At 63.0% G+C, this 16,791-nt stretch carries 18 protein-coding genes; 6 read left to right on the forward strand and 12 right to left on the reverse strand.

Features of this window, described 5'->3' with window-relative positions; genetic code table 11:
- Positions 1-43: 43 nt before the first annotated feature.
- The 3 genes from LMTR21_RS05145 to LMTR21_RS05155 form a co-directional block, all read right to left on the reverse strand.
- Positions 44-850 carry a cytochrome P460 family protein gene (locus tag LMTR21_RS05145; RefSeq protein ID WP_065754007.1) on the reverse strand — a complete coding sequence of 269 codons (807 nt, stop codon included), beginning with the start codon at positions 848-850 and terminating at the stop codon, positions 44-46.
- Between the two features lie 153 nt (positions 851-1,003).
- Positions 1,004-1,588 (reverse strand): DUF4126 domain-containing protein, encoded by a 585-nt coding sequence (locus LMTR21_RS05150; RefSeq protein ID WP_065754008.1) that lies wholly within the window; start codon positions 1,586-1,588, stop codon positions 1,004-1,006.
- Between the two features lie 106 nt (positions 1,589-1,694).
- A complete protein-coding gene (locus LMTR21_RS05155) occupies positions 1,695-1,952 on the reverse strand; it encodes a GlsB/YeaQ/YmgE family stress response membrane protein (RefSeq protein WP_065754009.1) in 258 nt (85 codons plus the stop codon).
- Between the two features lie 177 nt (positions 1,953-2,129).
- On the opposite strand from LMTR21_RS05155, the gene LMTR21_RS05160 reads away from it, so the two are divergent.
- Complete coding sequence (locus LMTR21_RS05160; RefSeq protein ID WP_065754010.1) at positions 2,130-3,284, forward strand: DUF937 domain-containing protein; 1,155 nt, start codon at positions 2,130-2,132, stop codon at positions 3,282-3,284.
- A gap of 127 nt (positions 3,285-3,411) precedes the next feature.
- Entirely contained in the window at positions 3,412-3,906 is a 495-nt protein-coding gene (locus LMTR21_RS05165; RefSeq protein WP_065754011.1) for a hypothetical protein, read from the forward strand.
- Positions 3,907-4,057: 151 nt separating this feature from the next.
- Here the strand turns inward: LMTR21_RS05165 and ctrA are convergent, their stop codons facing one another.
- On the reverse strand, positions 4,058-4,759 hold the full coding sequence (ctrA, locus tag LMTR21_RS05170; RefSeq protein ID WP_016848562.1) for a response regulator transcription factor CtrA: 702 nt from the start codon (positions 4,757-4,759) through the stop codon (positions 4,058-4,060).
- Positions 4,760-5,127: 368 nt separating this feature from the next.
- Between ctrA and fliI the strand changes: the two genes are divergently transcribed.
- The 4 genes from fliI to LMTR21_RS05190 all read left to right on the forward strand — a co-directional run bounded on the left by fliI (position 5,128) and on the right by LMTR21_RS05190 (position 8,647).
- Positions 5,128-6,453, forward strand: a complete 1,326-nt coding sequence (gene fliI, locus LMTR21_RS05175) for a flagellar protein export ATPase FliI (protein WP_065754012.1) — start codon at positions 5,128-5,130, stop codon at positions 6,451-6,453.
- 108 nt (positions 6,454-6,561) lie between these two features.
- On the forward strand, positions 6,562-6,978 hold the full coding sequence (fliJ, locus tag LMTR21_RS05180; RefSeq protein ID WP_028347246.1) for a flagellar export protein FliJ: 417 nt from the start codon (positions 6,562-6,564) through the stop codon (positions 6,976-6,978).
- A 178-nt stretch (positions 6,979-7,156) separates the two neighbouring features.
- A complete protein-coding gene (locus LMTR21_RS05185) occupies positions 7,157-7,702 on the forward strand; it encodes a sigma-70 family RNA polymerase sigma factor (RefSeq protein ID WP_057862050.1) in 546 nt (181 codons plus the stop codon).
- Between the two features lie 18 nt (positions 7,703-7,720).
- Complete coding sequence (locus tag LMTR21_RS05190) at positions 7,721-8,647, forward strand: anti-sigma factor (protein ID WP_148635937.1); 927 nt, start codon at positions 7,721-7,723, stop codon at positions 8,645-8,647.
- Positions 8,648-8,967: 320 nt separating this feature from the next.
- Here LMTR21_RS05190 and LMTR21_RS05195 read toward each other — a convergent pair whose 3' ends face one another.
- The 8 genes from LMTR21_RS05195 to LMTR21_RS05230 form a co-directional block, all read right to left on the reverse strand.
- Positions 8,968-9,174, reverse strand: coding sequence for a hypothetical protein (locus LMTR21_RS05195; protein WP_065754014.1), 207 nt, complete (start codon positions 9,172-9,174; stop codon positions 8,968-8,970).
- Between the two features lie 316 nt (positions 9,175-9,490).
- Positions 9,491-11,626: a flagellar biosynthesis protein FlhA gene (gene flhA, locus LMTR21_RS05200; protein ID WP_065754015.1), complete on the reverse strand. Its 2,136-nt coding sequence runs from the start codon at positions 11,624-11,626 to the stop codon at positions 9,491-9,493.
- A gap of 679 nt (positions 11,627-12,305) precedes the next feature.
- Positions 12,306-12,593 carry a copper-binding protein gene (locus tag LMTR21_RS05205; protein WP_065754016.1) on the reverse strand — a complete coding sequence of 96 codons (288 nt, stop codon included), beginning with the start codon at positions 12,591-12,593 and terminating at the stop codon, positions 12,306-12,308.
- Between the two features lie 31 nt (positions 12,594-12,624).
- Complete coding sequence (locus LMTR21_RS05210; protein ID WP_065754017.1) at positions 12,625-13,086, reverse strand: cupredoxin domain-containing protein; 462 nt, start codon at positions 13,084-13,086, stop codon at positions 12,625-12,627.
- 42 nt (positions 13,087-13,128) lie between these two features.
- The gene (locus LMTR21_RS05215; RefSeq protein ID WP_065754018.1) at positions 13,129-13,614 is read right to left on the reverse strand and encodes a DUF411 domain-containing protein; all 486 of its coding nucleotides are present in this window, start codon (positions 13,612-13,614) and stop codon (positions 13,129-13,131) included.
- A 42-nt stretch (positions 13,615-13,656) separates the two neighbouring features.
- Positions 13,657-15,030: a multicopper oxidase family protein gene (locus tag LMTR21_RS05220; protein ID WP_065754019.1), complete on the reverse strand. Its 1,374-nt coding sequence runs from the start codon at positions 15,028-15,030 to the stop codon at positions 13,657-13,659.
- A gap of 12 nt (positions 15,031-15,042) precedes the next feature.
- Entirely contained in the window at positions 15,043-16,476 is a 1,434-nt protein-coding gene (locus LMTR21_RS05225) for a TolC family protein (RefSeq protein WP_148635938.1), read from the reverse strand.
- Entirely contained in the window at positions 16,473-16,769 is a 297-nt protein-coding gene (locus LMTR21_RS05230; protein WP_084030694.1) for a hypothetical protein, read from the reverse strand. Before LMTR21_RS05230 ends, LMTR21_RS05225 begins: the two co-directional genes overlap by 4 nt.
- Positions 16,770-16,791 lie beyond the last annotated feature (22 nt).

The following is a 16,791-nucleotide window of genomic DNA, read 5'->3' on the forward strand; positions in this document are numbered from 1 at the left end:
GGCGGGGTCCGCAAATCCTCCATGGCGGCCTTGACTCAGCCGGCTATTCCTTGACCTCGATCTTGCCCTTCATGGCCGGGTGCAGGCCGCAGATGTAGTCATAGGTTCCGGCCTCGGCGAGGGTCAGCTGGGTGGTCTGGCCTTTCAGCGCGATCGACGAGCGCTGCGCCTTGGGGCCGGTGATCGTCACCTGGTGCGGTGAGGAATCGGCGTTGTGCCAGGTGATGGTCTGGCCCTTGCTGACGACGACGGTCTCCGGCCCGAACTTGAAATCTGCTATCGAGACCACGCCGGGTCCGGGTGCGGGCTTTGCCATGGCGCCTTCGGGCGTGCCCTTGAGGCCCGCCAGCGAGATGACGAAATCCTGCGCGGCATGTGGCTTGTGGCAGGTGAAGCAGGCCGTCAAATTGGCCTTGTCGTTGACCTTCTTGTCCGGACCAAACGCCTGATACTCCCATTCGCCGTTGCGAATATCGTCCTTGTACTCGGTGCCCCAGCCGTCGCGCTTCTCCATCACCGTGTAGGCGACGAGGTCGCCCTTCTGGAAACGGCCGTTGGCGTCCTTGAGGGGTTGGCCGGCCGCATCGAGTTGCGCCTTGTACTGCACCAGCATCAGCACCGTGCCGCTCGGGATCGGCTGCCCCTTGCGTACCGCATCGACGGCTGCCGTCGTCGCATAGAGCTCGCGATACTGCTTGTTGTCGTAGCGATCGACCGTGGCGTAGAGCGTGCCCTTGTCGAAATTCTCCGGGAAGGCGACCTTGTCGCCGCCGGCGAGCGCCGAATAGCCGATGAGCGCGCCCGATGCCGATCCGAGCGCGACAGCGGCAGCCAGACTGACGTTTTTCATGACTTCCCCCTTCGTTTTGCGGACATTCCGTCAGCTACGAGACACCGCGAAGCGGGTTTCAATCCGGGGCGAAGTGAATTTTGTCGCGATCAGCGACGGCTCACACGGTTCGATGCAATTGCGACGCTCCCCAATGAGTGGGAAGGGTTCTGCCTATTGTTCGCCTGGCTGACGCGATCCCCGAGCCAGGCGGTGAAGCAGGCGGAATGCCAGCCAGAAAAACAGGACGACCAGTGCAAGCGCCACGAGCGGCGCAGCCAGCGCCAGAATCGAGATCAGCGAGGCGCTCCCGAGCTCGGCTGTGGCCACCGCCGAATTTCCAAGTCCACCGGTAAAGACGGTGGATTTTGCCCGGAGCATTGCCGTCAGGCCCTGCGTGATGCCGGCAACGCCACCTCCCGCGATAATGGCCGCCGTCCATTTCACCATCGGCGGCAGGTCGGTCATGACCGCAGCCGATACGATCGTCCCTGCGACGACGGCACCGGGCGTCGCCACCGTGTCGAGCAAATTGTCGACGCCCGGAATGTAGAACGCGGCGATCTCCACGATGGCTGCCGTGCCGAGCATGATGAGGGCGGCGGGTGTGGCGAGCCATACGAACCCTTCATCGAGGCTTGCATGCCCGGTGTAAGCCGCACCGCCCAGAACCAGCAGCGGCAGAAACAACCGAAAGCCGGTTGCAGCCGCGAGCCCGATGCCAAGCGCAACGGACAATGCCAGATCGACATGCGACATGTGCGCAGGCTCCGTCAGCTCCCGCGTGAAGGATCAGCGCCGGCGGATCCCGATGCGTGGCGCGGCGATGTTTCCGATGCGCCGGTGCCCGCCATGAGCGGTTCGTTCAAGCGGTTCGCCGGCCCGTGATGAGACCATACACGAACAGAACGAGGATCGCCCCGACAACCGCCCCGATAAGCCCTGCGCCTTCGCCCGGGTTGTACCAGCCGAGGGCGCGTCCGAGATACGATGCAACGAAAGCGCCCACGATCCCAAGGATCGTCGTCATGATGAAGCCTGACGGCTCGTTGTCGCCGGGCATGATGAATTTGGCGATGACGCCGGCGATGAAGCCAATGATGATCGTCCAGATAATACCCATCCACGCAACTCCCTGCTTTGAGGAGCGACATCTTTTGCTGAGAGGCCAATTGTAGCAGCTTTGATGGAACTTCGAACCGCCAAGTTGTAACATAAGGTGATTAAACTTCTGAGGCGCAATCCGAAACGGAGGGACTAACTTGAGCAAGCAACTGCACTCTTGCTCAGGAGGATCGCTATGGCGACAAATCTGGTCTCTGCAGTGATGCAATTCCTCACACCCGACATGATCGCAAAGATCGCTTCTGTTCTTGGTCTTGATCGCAATGTCACGCAAAAAGCCATCTCGGGAGCAATTCCCGCGCTTCTTGCAAGCCTCGCTGACGTTGCCTCCACTCCCAATGGGGCACGCCAGCTTACCAACACACTGACACAGCAATCCGCATCGATCGACAGTCTGAAGAATCTCATCGGCGGTTCCGGCCAAAACCTGCTGCAGGAAACAGGGGCGAACATGCTTTCGGGCCTGTTCGGTGGCGGAACGCTGGATGCGATGGCGCAGACCATAGGCAAGTTCGCGGGGATCGGCGAGGGGACGAGCAAGTCGATGCTTGGCATGCTGGGCCCCGTGGTCCTTGGCATGTTGGGTCAACAGCAACGCAGCGCCGGTCTCGACGCCAGCGGGCTGGCGTCCCTTCTCACCTCACAGAAGGATCAGATTGCCGCGGCAATACCGTCCGGTCTTGCCAGTCAGCTGAGTGCCGCCGGTCTCATCGACGGCGCGAGTGAGAGCTTGCGCAGCGGCGCGGCAGCGGCCAGCGCGGCTGGTGGCCGAATTGCAGAGGCTTCGGGGCGGACAGCTTACCAGTCTGGTCAGACGGCCTCCGCGGCGGCCCGTTCGGTCACGGCATCACAATGGCCGTATTGGTTGGTCGCCGCCGTAGTTCTGGGTGGGCTTGCCTGGTTCGCCTTCGGCCCTTCACGGGAGGACACAGTCGCTCAGCTGCCGCCTCCTTCCACGACGCGGACCGCAACCGGAACCGTGGGCGCGGCTCCGACGGATCTGACGGTCGGAGGGATGAATCTGGCGAACCAGGTCAACGCCTCGGTTGGTTCCATCAGGACCTTGCTCCCCGGCATCACCGACGCGGCGTCGGCGGAGGCCGCGCTACCCAAGCTGAAGGAAGCGACCGCTCAATTGAATGAGGTCAATTCCCGCGCGGCGCAGCTCTCCCCGGAAGGAAAAACCATCCTCGTGAAGCTGATCGTTGCGGCCACCCCGACGATCAATCAGATGTGTGACAAGGTGCTGGCGACGCCCGGTGCCGGCACCGTTGCGAAGCCGGCGATTGACGAGCTTCGAGGCAAGCTCGACGCGCTCGCCCGTTCCTGAGTGTCCTGATACATCGCCGCCGCCCGACCTGCGCCGGACGGCAGCGCAGCATATTGCGGCGGCGCTGTGCACGCGCGCTGCCGAGGATCGCTCGATCCGCTGTCTGAGTTCATCAGGAGTAAGATCCATGGCCGACAAGACAAACTTCACAAAGGATGAGTGGACGCTGCTGCTGGAGAGCCCGATGATCGCCGGTATGGCCATCACCGCGGCCGAACCCAGTGGTCTCTGGGGGCTGCTGAAAGAATCCTTTGCCGGAGGTGCCGCGCTCACCGAGGCGGCCTCCAGCGCCGGCACCAACGCGCTGGTCAAATCCGTCGTCACGGACTTTGCCAGCAGTGAAGGCAGGAGCGCGGCGCGAGATGGCTTGAAAGCTAAATTCGTGAACAGCAAGCCGGCCGAGATGAAAGGCAAATGCATCGACGAACTGCGACAGGTCTCCGCTCTGCTTGCCGCGAAGGCGCCCGGTGACGCGGCGGAATTCAAGAACTGGCTCCGGCAAATCAGCAAGAGCACCGCCGAGGCGGCCTCGGAGGGCGGCGGCCTGTTCAGTGCCGGCGTCAAGGTGAGCGACGCCGAGAAAGCGACGCTCGGCGAGATATCGAACGCCTTGGGCGCTTAGACCTAGGAAGCTGAACCGCGATTGTTCCGACCGGTGAAGTTGATGGTCGATCGCGCAATTGGCGGGAACCGCCTGTCCAAACAAAAACCCCGCCGTTCCGGGCGGGGTCCAGTCGGGAGGAGTGAGCCTTTCGGCTCGCCGTAAACCCTGATCAGGCCGGGATGCGCTCGTCCGCCTCGTGCGGCTCGCGCAGCACGTAGCCGCGGCCCCACACGGTCTCGATGAAGTTGCGGCCTTCGGAGGCGTTGGCCAGCTTCTTGCGCAGCTTGCAGATGAAGACGTCGATGATCTTCAGCTCGGGCTCGTCCATGCCGCCATAGAGGTGGTTGAGGAACATTTCCTTGGTGAGGGTGGTTCCCTTGCGGAGCGAGAGCAGCTCCAGCATCTGGTATTCCTTGCCCGTCAGATGCACGCGCTGGCCACCGACCTCAACCGTCTTGGTGTCGAGATTGACCACGAGGTCGCCGGTCTGGATGACCGACTGGGCGTGACCCTTGGAACGGCGCACGATCGCGTGGATGCGGGCAACCAGTTCGTCCTTGTGGAAGGGCTTGGTCATGTAGTCGTCGGCGCCGACGCCGAGACCCTTGACCTTGTCCTCGATGCCGGCGAGGCCGGAGAGGATCAGAATGGGAGTCTTGATCTTCGAAACCCGGAGCTGCTTGAGCACGTCGTAACCGGACATGTCGGGCAGGTTGAGGTCGAGAAGGATAATATCGTAATCGTAAAGTTTACCGAGATCGACGCCTTCCTCTCCGAGGTCCGTCGTGTAGACGTTGAAACTCTCGGATTTCAGCATCAATTCGATCGACTGCGCGACGGCGCTGTCATCTTCTATCAGCAAAACGCGCATGCCAGTCCCCTTGTAGTCCGCCGCTCCGGGCGTCAGGTCGGCCGCACTTGCGGCACTCAAAACGCCTTTGAACAACTGATTCGGATCCTGACAGACACATGGTTAACAAACTCTGATTCCGGTTCGCAAGCTCTTTAAGTGCAATTTTTATCGAATCGCCCTAAGATGTTGCTTGGAAGCAGCTTTTTCTAACCGTGCGTGCTCAGTCTCCACATTAAGAGGCGGGCCTAACCGACTCCCGCGACTTACCCTTCTTCTGACGGGCAAGCGCTCTCAGTCACCAAAGACAGTGACGCAATGATTAATGATGCGGGTAAACACGAGGTTAAGCGGTCTCGGCTAAAACGTGGAAACTTAAGGTTTTCGCAATGAAGGCGCTTGCGGAGCAAATCGGCGATATCGACGGCGTCAATATATATGGCCGTGTTGTGGGCGTGCGCGGGCTGATGGTCGAGATCGCGGGGCCGATCCATGCGATGTCGGTCGGTGCGCGGATCGTCATCGATACCGGCGGCAACCGATTCATCCCGGCCGAGGTCATCGGGTTCTCCGGCAGCAATGCCGTCGTCATGCCGTTCGGCGGGCTCGACGGTGTCAGGCGCGGTTGCCGCGCGGTGATCGCGACCGCAGCCAGCCAGGTGCGGCCGTCGCCGGCCTGGCTCGGCCGCGTCGTCAACGCCATGGGGGAACCGATCGACGGCAAGGGGCCGCTGGTGCAGGGCCCGTCGCCGATGCCCTATCGCAACGCGCCGCCGCCGGCGCATTCGCGCAAGCGTGTCGGCCCGCCGCTCGATCTCGGGGTGCGGGCGCTCAATACGTTCCTGACCTGTTGCCGCGGCCAGCGGCTCGGCATCTTCGCCGGTTCCGGCGTCGGCAAATCGGTGCTGCTGTCGATGCTGGCGCGGAACGTCGACGCCGACATCACCGTGATCGGCCTGATCGGGGAACGCGGCCGCGAGGTGCAGGAATTTCTGCAAGAGGATCTCGGCGACGAGGGCCTCGCACGCTCGGTCGTGGTGGTGGCGACATCGGACGAGCCGGCCTTGATGCGGCGGCAGGCGGCCTACCTGACGCTCGCGATCGCGGAATATTTCCGCGATGAGGACAAGGACGTGCTGTGCCTGATGGACTCCGTTACACGCTTTGCCATGGCGCAGCGCGAGATCGGGCTGTCGGCCGGCGAGCCGCCGACCGCCAAGGGCTATACGCCGACCGTGTTCACGGAACTGCCGAAACTGCTGGAGCGGGCAGGGCCGGGAACCGGCGTCGGCACCATCACTGCCATCTTCACGGTGCTGGTCGACGGCGACGACCACAATGAGCCGATCGCGGATGCGGTGCGCGGCATTCTGGATGGCCACATCGTGATGCAACGCTCGATCGCAGAGCGTGGACGGTTTCCCGCAATCAACATCCTTAAATCGGTCTCGCGCACCATGCCGCGAGCGGCCGATCCCGCCTACCTGCCCGTGATCACGCGCGCCCGGCAGGTGATGGCGACCTACGCCGACATGGAAGAGCTGATCCGGTTGGGCGCCTATCGGGCGGGTTCCAGTCCCGAAGTCGATGAGGCCGTGCGGCTGCACGAGCCGCTCGAAGCCTTCCTGCGCCAGGCCAAGGACGAAAAAGCAAGCCTTGGTGACGGCTATGGCCTCTTGGCGCATATCCTCGGCAATTTGGAAACGGAACGCTAACTTTGTCAGGCCATCATCCCCGGCACATGATTAACGACGCCGGTGGGGCCCCCTGGGGAGCCGGCTCCGTCCCGCGTTCAGATTGGGACTTCTGGGGAGTATGAGTCGATGAAGTCACGAGAAACGCTGATCCGCCTGAAGAAGTTTCAGGTCGACGAGAAGCGCCGTAGGGTTACCCAGATCGAAGGCATGATCGCCGACTTCCAGCGCATGTCGGTCGATCTCGAGCGCGAAATCCAGACCGAGCAGGAGCGGGCCGGGATCAACGATCCCTCCCATTTCGCCTATCCGACCTACGCCAAGGCCGCGATCCAGCGCCGGGAAAACCTGACCCGTTCCGCCGACGAGCTGCGCATCCAGCTCGAAGACGCCAAGGGCCTGTTGAGCGAAGCGTTCGAGGAGCTGAAGAAGGTCGAGCTGCTCGACGAGCGCGACCAGGCGCGCGAGCGCGCCGAGGAGAGCGCCCGCGAGCAGGCCGACATGGATAGTATCGGCCTGATGCGCGCCCGGCTTGGCGTCGCCTGACGAGCCTCCGCTGATCTGACACGATCGAAAACCCGGGCCGCAAGGCCCGGGTTTTTCGTTGCCGGCATGCCGACCCGGGCCACTTGGTGGCCCTTTTGACGCAAGGTATGCTACGAAACCTCTCGTCGGCTCCAGCGTAGGACGCGGGTGGAGAATCTGAGATTTTGGGGGACGCTGAATGCTGACGCCAGCGGAGCTGGTCTGGCTGATTGCCGCGGTGGCGAAGGGGGATGAGGCCGCTTTTGAGCGCCTGTACGCCGCCACGCGTGCGAAACTCTTCGGCGTTGTGCTCCGTATCTTGCGGCGTCAGGACCTCGCGGAAGAGGTCATTCAGGAGGCCTACGTCAAGATCTGGAACAGTGCCGGCCAGTTCAACCCGGCCCTGTCTTCGCCGATCACATGGATGGCGTCGATCGCGCGCAACCGGGCGATCGACGTGGTGCGCAAGAAGAGCGAAAGCTCGATCGAGGAGGAGCCTGCCGCGATGGAAGTGGCGGCCGATTCTCCCGATCCGCTGGCGCGGCGCGAGATGACGGAAGAGTTGAAGCGGTTGCTGGAATGCGTCGGCCGTCTCGAGCCGGACCGGCAGAAGCTCGTGCTCCTGGCCTATTACAACGGCTGGAGCCGCGAGCAGCTCGCCGCCAAGTTCGAGACGCCTGTGAATACGGTGAAGACGTGGCTGCGCCGCAGCATGATGGATATAAGGGAGTGTCTCGGGCTCTAAAGGTCCGGATCTTGAACGATGGCCCATAGCGAAGACCATATCGCGCTCGCCGCGGAATACGCGCTCGGCACTCTCGATGCCGACGAGCGCGCCCAGGTCGAGACCATGATGGCCGTCGACACCGAATACAGCGCGCTGGTCCATGCCTGGGAATACCGGCTCGGCGTGCTCAACCAGATGGTCGGTTCGATCGAGCCGCGGCCGATCGTGTGGGAAAACATCAAGGCCGCGATCGGACATTCGACCGAGGCGCAGGCGCCGCTGGTGCTGCCCCGGGCGGAGCAACCCGCACCGCCGCCGCCCGAACCTGCCGCCGAGCCGGTGGTGGCTCCCGTGGTGGCCGACGCGACGCCGGCCGCGCCAGCCACGACGGTCGCGGACAATGCGAACGTCATCCAGTTGGCGGGTCGCGCGAAGCGTTGGCGCAATGTCGCTTCCATCGCCACCGCGCTTGCCGCGGCGCTGGTCGCGATGCTGGCGGTGCAGGTCTACCAGCCGGATCTGTTGCCGGAGCGGCTGCGGCCGAAGCCGCAGATCCAGACGGTCGAGGTGAAGACGCCGGCGCCTTCACCGGTGCCGTCGGCGCAATATGTCGCGCTGCTGCAGCGCGACGGCGGCTCGCCGGCCTTCATCCTGACGGTCGATGCGGCGACGAAGAATTTCACGGTCCGCAAGGTCGGGGCCGATGCGGAGCCCGGCAAGAGCTTTGAGCTCTGGCTGATCTCCGACAAGCTGCCGCGGCCGCGCTCGCTCGGCGTGATCGGCGGCAGCGATTTCACCGCGCGTCCGGTGCTGGCCGATTACGACGCCGGCACGATCAACGCTGCGCTCTTTGCGGTCACCGTCGAGCAGGCCGGCGGCTCGCCGAGCGGCCAGCCGACCTCGGCGCCGGTCTTTACCGGCAAGCTGATCGAGACGGTGCCGGCGGGCGCTCCGCCACGCTAGCCGCTGAACTGGGAGTCGTTCATCGTGCCGAATTGGCTGGGGCCGCTTCTCGTTCTCATCCTGCTGGCGGGATTTATCGGATACGCATTTCGCCAAGGCACGAAGGCCCCACGGAGCGGGGATTCAGGCGAGCCCTGGACAGGCGGTGACGGTTCGACCGGCGGTGACGGGCACTCCGGACACTAGCCCCGACAAAAAGAAAACGCCCGTGGGGAGCGGGCGTTTTCGCAGTCAACTTGGGGGTAGTTGGGGTCTTGATTATCCACACGGCGACTTTGGGGGGCTGTAAAGAGCCGCGTGAATTCCGTGAAATCTCTCCTTTAGCGTACGACTGAGTTGCCTGTACTCGTAATTGCGACCGGCTTGCCGGCCTTCATCACGCGCGTGCTCGCGGTCTGGGTGAGACCTTCATCCGAGGTCGTGCGTGCAGAGATGCTGAACCCGGCGACCACGATACCTGCCACGAGTGCCACGACCACGATCTTGAGATGGGTCATGCGATCTGCGCTGTAGATCGAGTGGTTCATGGAAGTCTCCTGCCGCCTTCCCGCCTACGGATTTGTTGGATGCGCCCGCAGGTTGGTTCAACGTCTCGCGTCAGGAAACGTAGGAATCCGCCATTCAGTTCCAAAGAGGCGATCACAAGGCGGTGAAAAGACTTGAACGGTCGCGATCAGGCGCCGGCGAGAATGAACAATTGTTTATCTTTTACAAGATGTTATGGCAGTCGAAGCGCCAACTGTACGGAATCCGACCCATTTCCCGCGATTTTAATAAACCGTTTGCATGTGGCGAAAAGGCTTCGCCATTTTACCGCTGATTTGCGCCGCGACGCCGGTAGTCCTAGACGCTGCCGACCGTCTTCAGCCGCGCGCGCGGATGAATTTCGGCCTGCGACAAGACAGTGGTTTGCGAGCGGAAGCGTTCGACCAACGAGCGAACGAACGGGCGGATTGCAGCAGAGGTAACCAGTACCGGCGCTTCGCCTTCGCGCGCCGCCTGCTCGAAGGCATTGCGGGTAGCAGTCATGAACTCCGACAGCTTGGAGGGCTGCATCGCGAGGCTGCGCTCCTCGCCCTGGCCGACGATCGATTCCGCGAACGCCTGCTCCCAGCGCGCCGACAGCGCGATCAGCGGCAGATAGCCGTTGTAGGTGGTGTTCTGCGCGCAGATCTGGCGCGCCAGCCGGGCGCGGACGTGCTCGACCATGATGGCGGGGTTGCGCGAGAAGGCGAGCGCGTCGGCAATGCCTTCGAGGATGGTGGAGAGGTCACGGATCGAGATCCGCTCGGCCAACAGGAGTTGAAGGACGCGCTGGATGCCGGAGACCGTGACTTGGCTCGGCACGATGTCCTTGACCAGTTCGCCCTGTTCCTTCGGCAGGTCCTTCAATAGCTTCTGCACCTCGCCATAGGAGAGGAGGTCGCTCATGTTGTTCTTGAGCAGTTCGGTCAGGTGCGTCGACAGCACGGTCGCGGCGTCGACCACCGTGTAGCCCTTCAGCGAGGCCTCTTCCTTCAGCGCGGCGTCGACCCAGGTCGCCGGCAGGCCGAAGGTCGGCTCCACCGTGTGGATGCCGGGCACGCCGACCTGGTTACCGGCGGGGTCCATGACCATGAACTGGTTCGGCCAGATCTTGCCTGTGCCGGCGTCCACTTCCTTGATCTTGATGATGTAGGTGTTGGCCTCGAGCTGGACGTTGTCGAGGATGCGCACCGCCGGCATCACAAAGCCCATCTCGATCGCAAGCGAACGGCGCAGCGCCTTGATCTGCTCGGTCAGGCGGTCGGTGCCGTCAGGCCCGTTGACCAGCGGCAGCAGTGCGTAGCCGAGCTCGATCTTGAGGTCGTCGATCTTGAGCGCGGTGGCGATCGGCTCTTCGGCTGCGGCCTGGGCGGCAGCAGCCGCGGCGTCGGGCGCAGCCGCCGCGGCGGCTTCCTGTGCCTTGACGACCTCCTTGTGGTTGCGCGCCTTCCAGGCCAGCGCCGCGGCGCCGCCGCCGAGCGCGAGGAAGGGGAGCATCGGAATACCCGGCAGCAGCGCCAGCACCAGCATCACGCCGGCCGACATGCCGAGCGCCTGCGGATAACCCGAGAGCTGCTTCATCAGCGCCTTGTCGGCCGCGCCGGTGATGCCGGCCTTCGAAACGAGGAGGCCCGCGGCGGTGGAGACGATCAGCGCCGGCACCTGCGTCACCAGGCCGTCGCCGACGGTGAGCACGGTGTAGGTGCGGGCGGCATCGCCGAAGCTCATGCCCTGCTGGGCGACGCCGATGATGATGCCGCCGACGATGTTGATGAAGACGATCAGAAGTCCCGCGATGGCGTCGCCGCGGACGAATTTCGAGGCGCCGTCCATGGCGCCGAAGAAGCCGCTTTCGTCTTCCAGTTCCTTGCGGCGTGCCTTGGCGGTCTTTTCGTCGATCAGGCCGGCGGACAAATCAGCGTCGATCGCCATCTGCTTGCCGGGCATCGAATCCAGCTGGAAGCGCGCGGCGACTTCGGCGATGCGGCCCGAACCCTTGGTGATGACGACGAAGTTCACGATCACCAGAATCGCGAACACGATAATTCCGATCACGAAATTACCGCCCATCACGAAATTGCCGAAGGCTTCGATGACGTGGCCGGCCGCCGCCGTGCCCTCATGGCCATGCGACAGGATCAGGCGGGTCGAGGCCATGTTCAGCGACAGCCGCAGCATGGTCGAAATCAGCAGTACGGTCGGAAACGCCGAGAATTCGAGCGGCGCCTGGATGAACAGCGAGGTCATCAGAATCAGGATCGACACCGTGATCGAGATCGCCAGGAACAGGTCGAGCACGATCGAGGGCAGCGGGACGATCAGCACCACCAGGATGATGAGGACGCCGAGCGCCAGCGCCAGATCGCCGCGTTTCAGGATATCGCCGATTTCGGCAAGGCTCGGAAACTTGCCTCCTGTGCCTGCACCACCCTGACCCGCCGTGACATCGACCATGGTAGCTGCCCCCCGCGACTGGCGCCCGCGGGCGCCAAACGTCTTCGCGGCGGCCGAAGGGCCGCCGGTTCGAAAGTGAGGCACCGCACTGGCGTCCACGGGGTTCCTCCCGTTTTACGCGGCCGACGACACTCGACTTCACCCGGCAATATTTGCCGGGTGTATGGTTAGCAAAGGGTTAACGGGGGTTCTTGATCCGCTATTCCGGGCCAACGGCCGCGGATACCCTCCGCTGGTAGCCCCGTCATTGCGAGGAGCGAAGCGACGAAGCAATCCATGTCTCAGCAGGTGGCGCCATGGATTGCTTCGTTTCGCTCGCAATGACTGCTGAAGACACACCTCCGCCTTCCCGCGGCACGTTTCGCCCGGGCTTTGCAATATTCATTCGCCCAACGAAGAGGGCGCAGGGAATGCCAGGTGCCTGCCGCACCCGCGGTCTCGTGTGCAAGGGATGCGAAGAGTGCACACACGAGCATACAGGTACAGCCGGGGCATTCCGGCATTCCCTGCGCAATGGTTTTACGGCTTATGCCGCGCTCTCCCTGGAGACGAATTCCTCTTGCCTCCATCGCCGGCGAATTGACGGTGTTGCAAGCCCGGTCGGGCTCGCAACACCTCCGCCGACTTCACGCCAGCCACGGGCGCCGCAGCACGACCACGGCGGCGCCGACAAGCTGATCTATTTGGCCTTCTGAAGCTCGGTAATCGTGATGCCGGCGCTGGCGTTCTCGGCCTGGAAATCGACCTTGTCGCCGACCTTGACCTTCTTGAGCATCGCCGGATCCTTTACGCGGAACACCATTGTCATCGACTCATCCATGCCGAGACTCTTGATCGGTCCGTGCTTCAAAGTGATCTTTCCCGCGCTCTCGTCGATCTTCTTGACTTCACCTTTGGCGACATCCTGCGCGGTAGCGGCAGTCGCGAACAAGAGCGTCGCGGCTGCAATTGTGTGACTGAGTTTCATCGTTGCTTTCTCCTTCTCGGTGTTTTCCAGCTCACTTCACCGTCACCTTGCCGATCATCCCGTAGTCGCGATGGTCGGGGACCAGGCAGGAATATTCGAACGTCCCCCGCTTGGTGAACTTCCAAAGAATCTCGGTAGACATCTTCGGCTTGAGCCGCACGCCGTTCGGATCATCATGCTCCATGTGCGGATTCTTCTTCATATCCTCGGCGTGCTTGAGATTTTCCTTCGTGGTGGCGAGCAGGAATTCGTGGTCTTCCTTGCCGACGTTGCGAATGACAAAGCGGATTTGTTCGCCGCGCTTCACCTCAATGCGTGAAGGATTGTATTCCATCTCGCTCATCTCAACTTCGATCGTGCGCGATGGTTTTTTGGGATTGCCTGGCTCGCCGGCCGAATAGCTTTCGTGGCCATGCTTTTCATGGCCGCTTGCAGGCCATGCTAGTGCCGCCACTGCAATCAGCGTCACGGCGGTTGTGGTAATCTTGTTCATTGGATCGTCCTTCTTGTTGAACTCCGCCGGTCACACCAGCGCTTATGTGTCAAGCCGCTGCGTTCCGAGAAAGCGCATGTAAGGGGCTTGTCGGGACTGCCAAAACAGCACGACCGTGTAGGGTTGCGGCATCCCGCCTTCCATTCCAGGTGACCCCACGGGCATGCCGGGAACGGCAATGCCCTCGGCGTTCGGACGTTCGGTCAACAAGCGCTGGATCGCGGCCGCGGGTACGTGTCCCTCGACGAGGTAGCCGCTCACAATTGCAGTGTGGCAAGCAGCGAGTTCGGGCGGAATGCCGTGCTGTTTTCTTATCTGCGCAAGCTGGTCGGTGTTTTGTACAGCGACCGAGAAGCCGGCCCCGCGCAGATGATCAACCCAGCCCGAGCAACAGCCGCAGTTGGGATCCTTGTAGACTGTAATGACGGGGTCAGCGGCAAAAGCCGGCGCAGCTATACGTCCCGCCAGAATCGCGGCGAGTGCGCCAAGGAAGGATCGGCGCGCAATCCTATATAACGTTTCATTCATCTCAGCTCACCTCCTTAGCAAGTCCGCAGAACTTGCTGCCTGCTACATCTTCATGCCCTTGTGACTGGGCTTGTTGCTCGTGCCCTTCTTCGTCTGTGGGGAAGTCGCAGGCGTTTCCTGCCGCGCCGGAGCGGCAGCGGGTGCTTCGACCTCCCAAGCGACGGTGCCTTGCGGAAACTTGTACGGTCCGGGATCGCTGTAATCGTCGTGCGCCATTCCCTCGCGGATCTTCATCACCGTGAACATGCCGCCCATCTCGATCGGGCCGAACTGGCCGGTGCCGGTCATCATCGGCAGCGTGTTGTCGGGCGCCGGCATTTCCATGTTGCCTATCGCCATGCCGGTCGAGCCCATCACCATGGCGTCGGGCGCGAGCTTGCCGACGGCCTTGGCGAGGTCTTTGTGCGGGACGCCGATCATGTTGCGCACGTCGTGACCCATCGCGTTCATGGTGTGATGTGACTTGTGGCAGTGAAAAGCCCAGTCGCCCGGATTGTCGGCGAGCACATCAAATGCCCTGATGGCGCCTACGGGTACGTCGGTCGTCGTCTCCGGCCACTGCGCGCTCTCCGGCACCCAGCCGCCGTCCGTGCAGGACACCGCGAACTTGTGGCCGTGCAGGTGGATCGGATGGTTGGTCATGGTGAGATTACCGATTCTGACGCGAACCCTGTCGCCAAGCCGCACTGGCAGCGGATCGATTCCGGGAAACACGCGGGAATTCCACGTCCACATGTTGAAGTCGGTCATCTCGTTGACCTTGGGCAGATAGGTGCCGGGATCGATGAGATAGCTGCTCATCACGAAGACGAAGTCGCGGTCGACCGGCCGGAACGATTGATCGCGCGGATGGACGACGAACATGCCCATCATGCCCATCGCCATCTGCACCATCTCGTCGGAATGCGGGTGGTACATGAACGTCCCGCTGTGCTTGAGCTGGAATTCGTAGACGAAGGTTTTTCCGGGCGGGATGTGCGGCTGGGTCACCCCGCCGACCCCATCCATGCCTGACGGCAGGATCATGCCGTGCCAGTGCACGGTGGTGTGTTCGGGCAGGCGGTTGGTGACAAAGATGCGCACCTTGTCGCCCTCGACCGCCTCGATGGTCGGCCCCGGAGCCTGGCCGTTATAGCCCCACAGATTGGCCTTCATGCCTTCCGCGAATTCGCGCACGACGGGCTCGGCGACAAGATGAAATTCCTTCCAGTCGCCGTTCATGCGCCACGGCAGAGTCCAGCCGTTGAGCGTCACCACGGGCCGGTAGTCGGGACCCGAGGTCGGATGCAGTGGCGGCTGCATCACCGCCTTGTCCATCGTTGGCGCTTCAGGAATGGCGGCGGCCTGCACGCGGCCGGTGACGGCGCTGGCGCCGACGAGCGCGGCCGTGCCCAAAAATCCTCTGCGTGAAAACATCGTTTGCTCTCCCTAGTGCGCACCGCCGGCTGCTGGCGTTGCGGCGGCCGTCGTCGTCGGGGTTTCTCGTGCGCCGCCCGATCCGCCGCCATTGACTGCGGTCTGCAGGTCGGATTGCGCCAGCCAGAATGCGCGTTTGGCGTCGATCGCGGCGCGTAGCGAGGCGAGCCGTTGGCGCGCTTCGGTCAGCAGCGCGAACACGTCGATCTGCATGCTGGAGAAGCGAAGCTGCATCTCCTCGGTGATGATCTGACGCAGCGGCAGGATTTCGCGCTGGTAGTGGCTGGCGATGTCATAGGCCGAGCGATAGACGCGATAGGCGTCGCGCGCCTCCGAGCGGACGTTGACGGCTTTCTCCGTGAGAAGGTTGAAGGCCTGATTGTAGCTCTCCGCGGCCTGCCGGACCCGCACCTCGCCGCCGTCGAAGATCGGAATCTGGAACGCGATGTCGAAGCCGCGTTCGCGGAATGGCGCTGCGTCCGGATCGGTGGTGCGCTTCGAAATGCCGGCGACGTCGAAGAGCGTGACGAAGCGCGTCGCCTGGGTGAGCCCGAGCGATTTTTCCAACGCGGCGAGTTCCATGCGCGCGATCTGTAGATCGACGCGGTGACCGACGGCATCGACCTCGATCGTCGGGAGTGAGCGCGGGCGCCGCGGCAGGGCCGGCAATCGATCGGGAAGCCGGAAGCCGAGATCGTTACCCCACAAGCCCATCAACCGCGTCAGGCGTTCGCGCGCGCTGGTCGCCTCCTGACGTGCGCTGGCGAGGTCGGCGGTGGTTTCGGCGTAGAACACCTGTTCACGGGCCTGATCAAGCTTGTTGAGCGAGCCGGTTTCGCCGAGCTTTTTGGCCAGTTGCGCCGTGCTCTCCGCGGTGGATTTGGCGTCAGTGAGAAGGACGACCATTTCGTTGGCCGCAACGCTGCGGTAATACGTACGTCGGACATCGGCGGCGAGCCGCAGCGTTTCCAGTGCCGCGCGCAATTGCGCTTGCCGGAAACGCTCGCGCGCGATCTCGGAACGGAATGGCAGCGTCGCGAGCGCAAGGATATCGCCGACGACCTGCCGCTCGATTTCGCTGGCGCCGTTGCCGCTGATACGCGAGATGGAAAAGGTCGGATTGGGCGGCAGGCTCTGCTGGACAAGATCGGTTTCCGCGAGCGCGAGTTCGTTGTACGCGGCCTGCAGCCCCTTGTTGCTGAGGAGAGCGGTCTGCACGGCGGCATCGACGCTGAGGGTGCGGCCGAGCAGGCGGCGCACGGTGCCACCAGTCCGCTCCGCGTCGTCAGCCGACCGCACGAATGCAACCTCCTTGCCGATGGTCTGGCTGGCGACGCCGGCTACCACGGTCATGCCGCTGTCGGGCGAGAACGACGCGCATCCGGACAGGCCCATGCCTGCCGTCAACAGCAGCGCGAACGCATGGGATCTGGAAGAAGCGTTCATGGCTGTTCCCGTCTGGATTTGGGAGTGACACTGTCGTTACGCTCGCGCCAAGGCGCAGGCGTTGACGGACGCAGGGAGGTGTAAGGCGCAACGGTCGAGCGGTAGCCGGCGCCGGCTACTCTGGCAGTGGGATCAGCCGGGTCCGCACTGGCCATGCGCGTTGTCTCGGGCGTGCAGCCCGCGAGCATGACAGCCGTAAAAATCATAGCGCCGCAGAGCGCAGCCTTGACGATGGAATAGCGTTCGTCCGCCGAACCAACGGCGGCGACCCACGCATGAAATTGCGCAGACATGAATTAATCCCTGATCTCGCGA

Source organism: Bradyrhizobium paxllaeri (assembly GCF_001693515.2).
Classification (GTDB): Bacteria; Pseudomonadota; Alphaproteobacteria; order Rhizobiales; family Xanthobacteraceae; genus Bradyrhizobium; species Bradyrhizobium paxllaeri.

Excerpts from the sequence above, each read along its gene's own strand:
- LMTR21_RS05145 (WP_065754007.1), bottom strand. The coding sequence starts at position 850 with ATGAAAAACGTCAGTCTGGCTGCCGCTGTCGCGCTCGGATCGGCATCG.
- LMTR21_RS05150 (WP_065754008.1), bottom strand. The coding sequence starts at position 1,588 with ATGTCGCATGTCGATCTGGCATTGTCCGTTGCGCTTGGCATCGGGCTC.
- LMTR21_RS05155 (WP_065754009.1), bottom strand. The coding sequence starts at position 1,952 with ATGGGTATTATCTGGACGATCATCATTGGCTTCATCGCCGGCGTCATC.
- LMTR21_RS05160 (WP_065754010.1), top strand. The coding sequence starts at position 2,130 with ATGGCGACAAATCTGGTCTCTGCAGTGATGCAATTCCTCACACCCGAC.
- LMTR21_RS05165 (WP_065754011.1), top strand. The coding sequence starts at position 3,412 with ATGGCCGACAAGACAAACTTCACAAAGGATGAGTGGACGCTGCTGCTG.
- ctrA (WP_016848562.1), bottom strand. The coding sequence starts at position 4,759 with ATGCGCGTTTTGCTGATAGAAGATGACAGCGCCGTCGCGCAGTCGATC.
- fliI (WP_065754012.1), top strand. The coding sequence starts at position 5,128 with ATGAAGGCGCTTGCGGAGCAAATCGGCGATATCGACGGCGTCAATATA.
- fliJ (WP_028347246.1), top strand. The coding sequence starts at position 6,562 with ATGAAGTCACGAGAAACGCTGATCCGCCTGAAGAAGTTTCAGGTCGAC.
- LMTR21_RS05185 (WP_057862050.1), top strand. The coding sequence starts at position 7,157 with ATGCTGACGCCAGCGGAGCTGGTCTGGCTGATTGCCGCGGTGGCGAAG.
- LMTR21_RS05190 (WP_148635937.1), top strand. The coding sequence starts at position 7,721 with ATGGCCCATAGCGAAGACCATATCGCGCTCGCCGCGGAATACGCGCTC.
- LMTR21_RS05195 (WP_065754014.1), bottom strand. The coding sequence starts at position 9,174 with ATGAACCACTCGATCTACAGCGCAGATCGCATGACCCATCTCAAGATC.
- flhA (WP_065754015.1), bottom strand. The coding sequence starts at position 11,626 with ATGGTCGATGTCACGGCGGGTCAGGGTGGTGCAGGCACAGGAGGCAAG.
- LMTR21_RS05205 (WP_065754016.1), bottom strand. The coding sequence starts at position 12,593 with ATGAAACTCAGTCACACAATTGCAGCCGCGACGCTCTTGTTCGCGACT.
- LMTR21_RS05210 (WP_065754017.1), bottom strand. The coding sequence starts at position 13,086 with ATGAACAAGATTACCACAACCGCCGTGACGCTGATTGCAGTGGCGGCA.
- LMTR21_RS05215 (WP_065754018.1), bottom strand. The coding sequence starts at position 13,614 with ATGAATGAAACGTTATATAGGATTGCGCGCCGATCCTTCCTTGGCGCA.
- LMTR21_RS05220 (WP_065754019.1), bottom strand. The coding sequence starts at position 15,030 with ATGTTTTCACGCAGAGGATTTTTGGGCACGGCCGCGCTCGTCGGCGCC.
- LMTR21_RS05225 (WP_148635938.1), bottom strand. The coding sequence starts at position 16,476 with ATGAACGCTTCTTCCAGATCCCATGCGTTCGCGCTGCTGTTGACGGCA.
- LMTR21_RS05230 (WP_084030694.1), bottom strand. The coding sequence starts at position 16,769 with ATGTCTGCGCAATTTCATGCGTGGGTCGCCGCCGTTGGTTCGGCGGAC.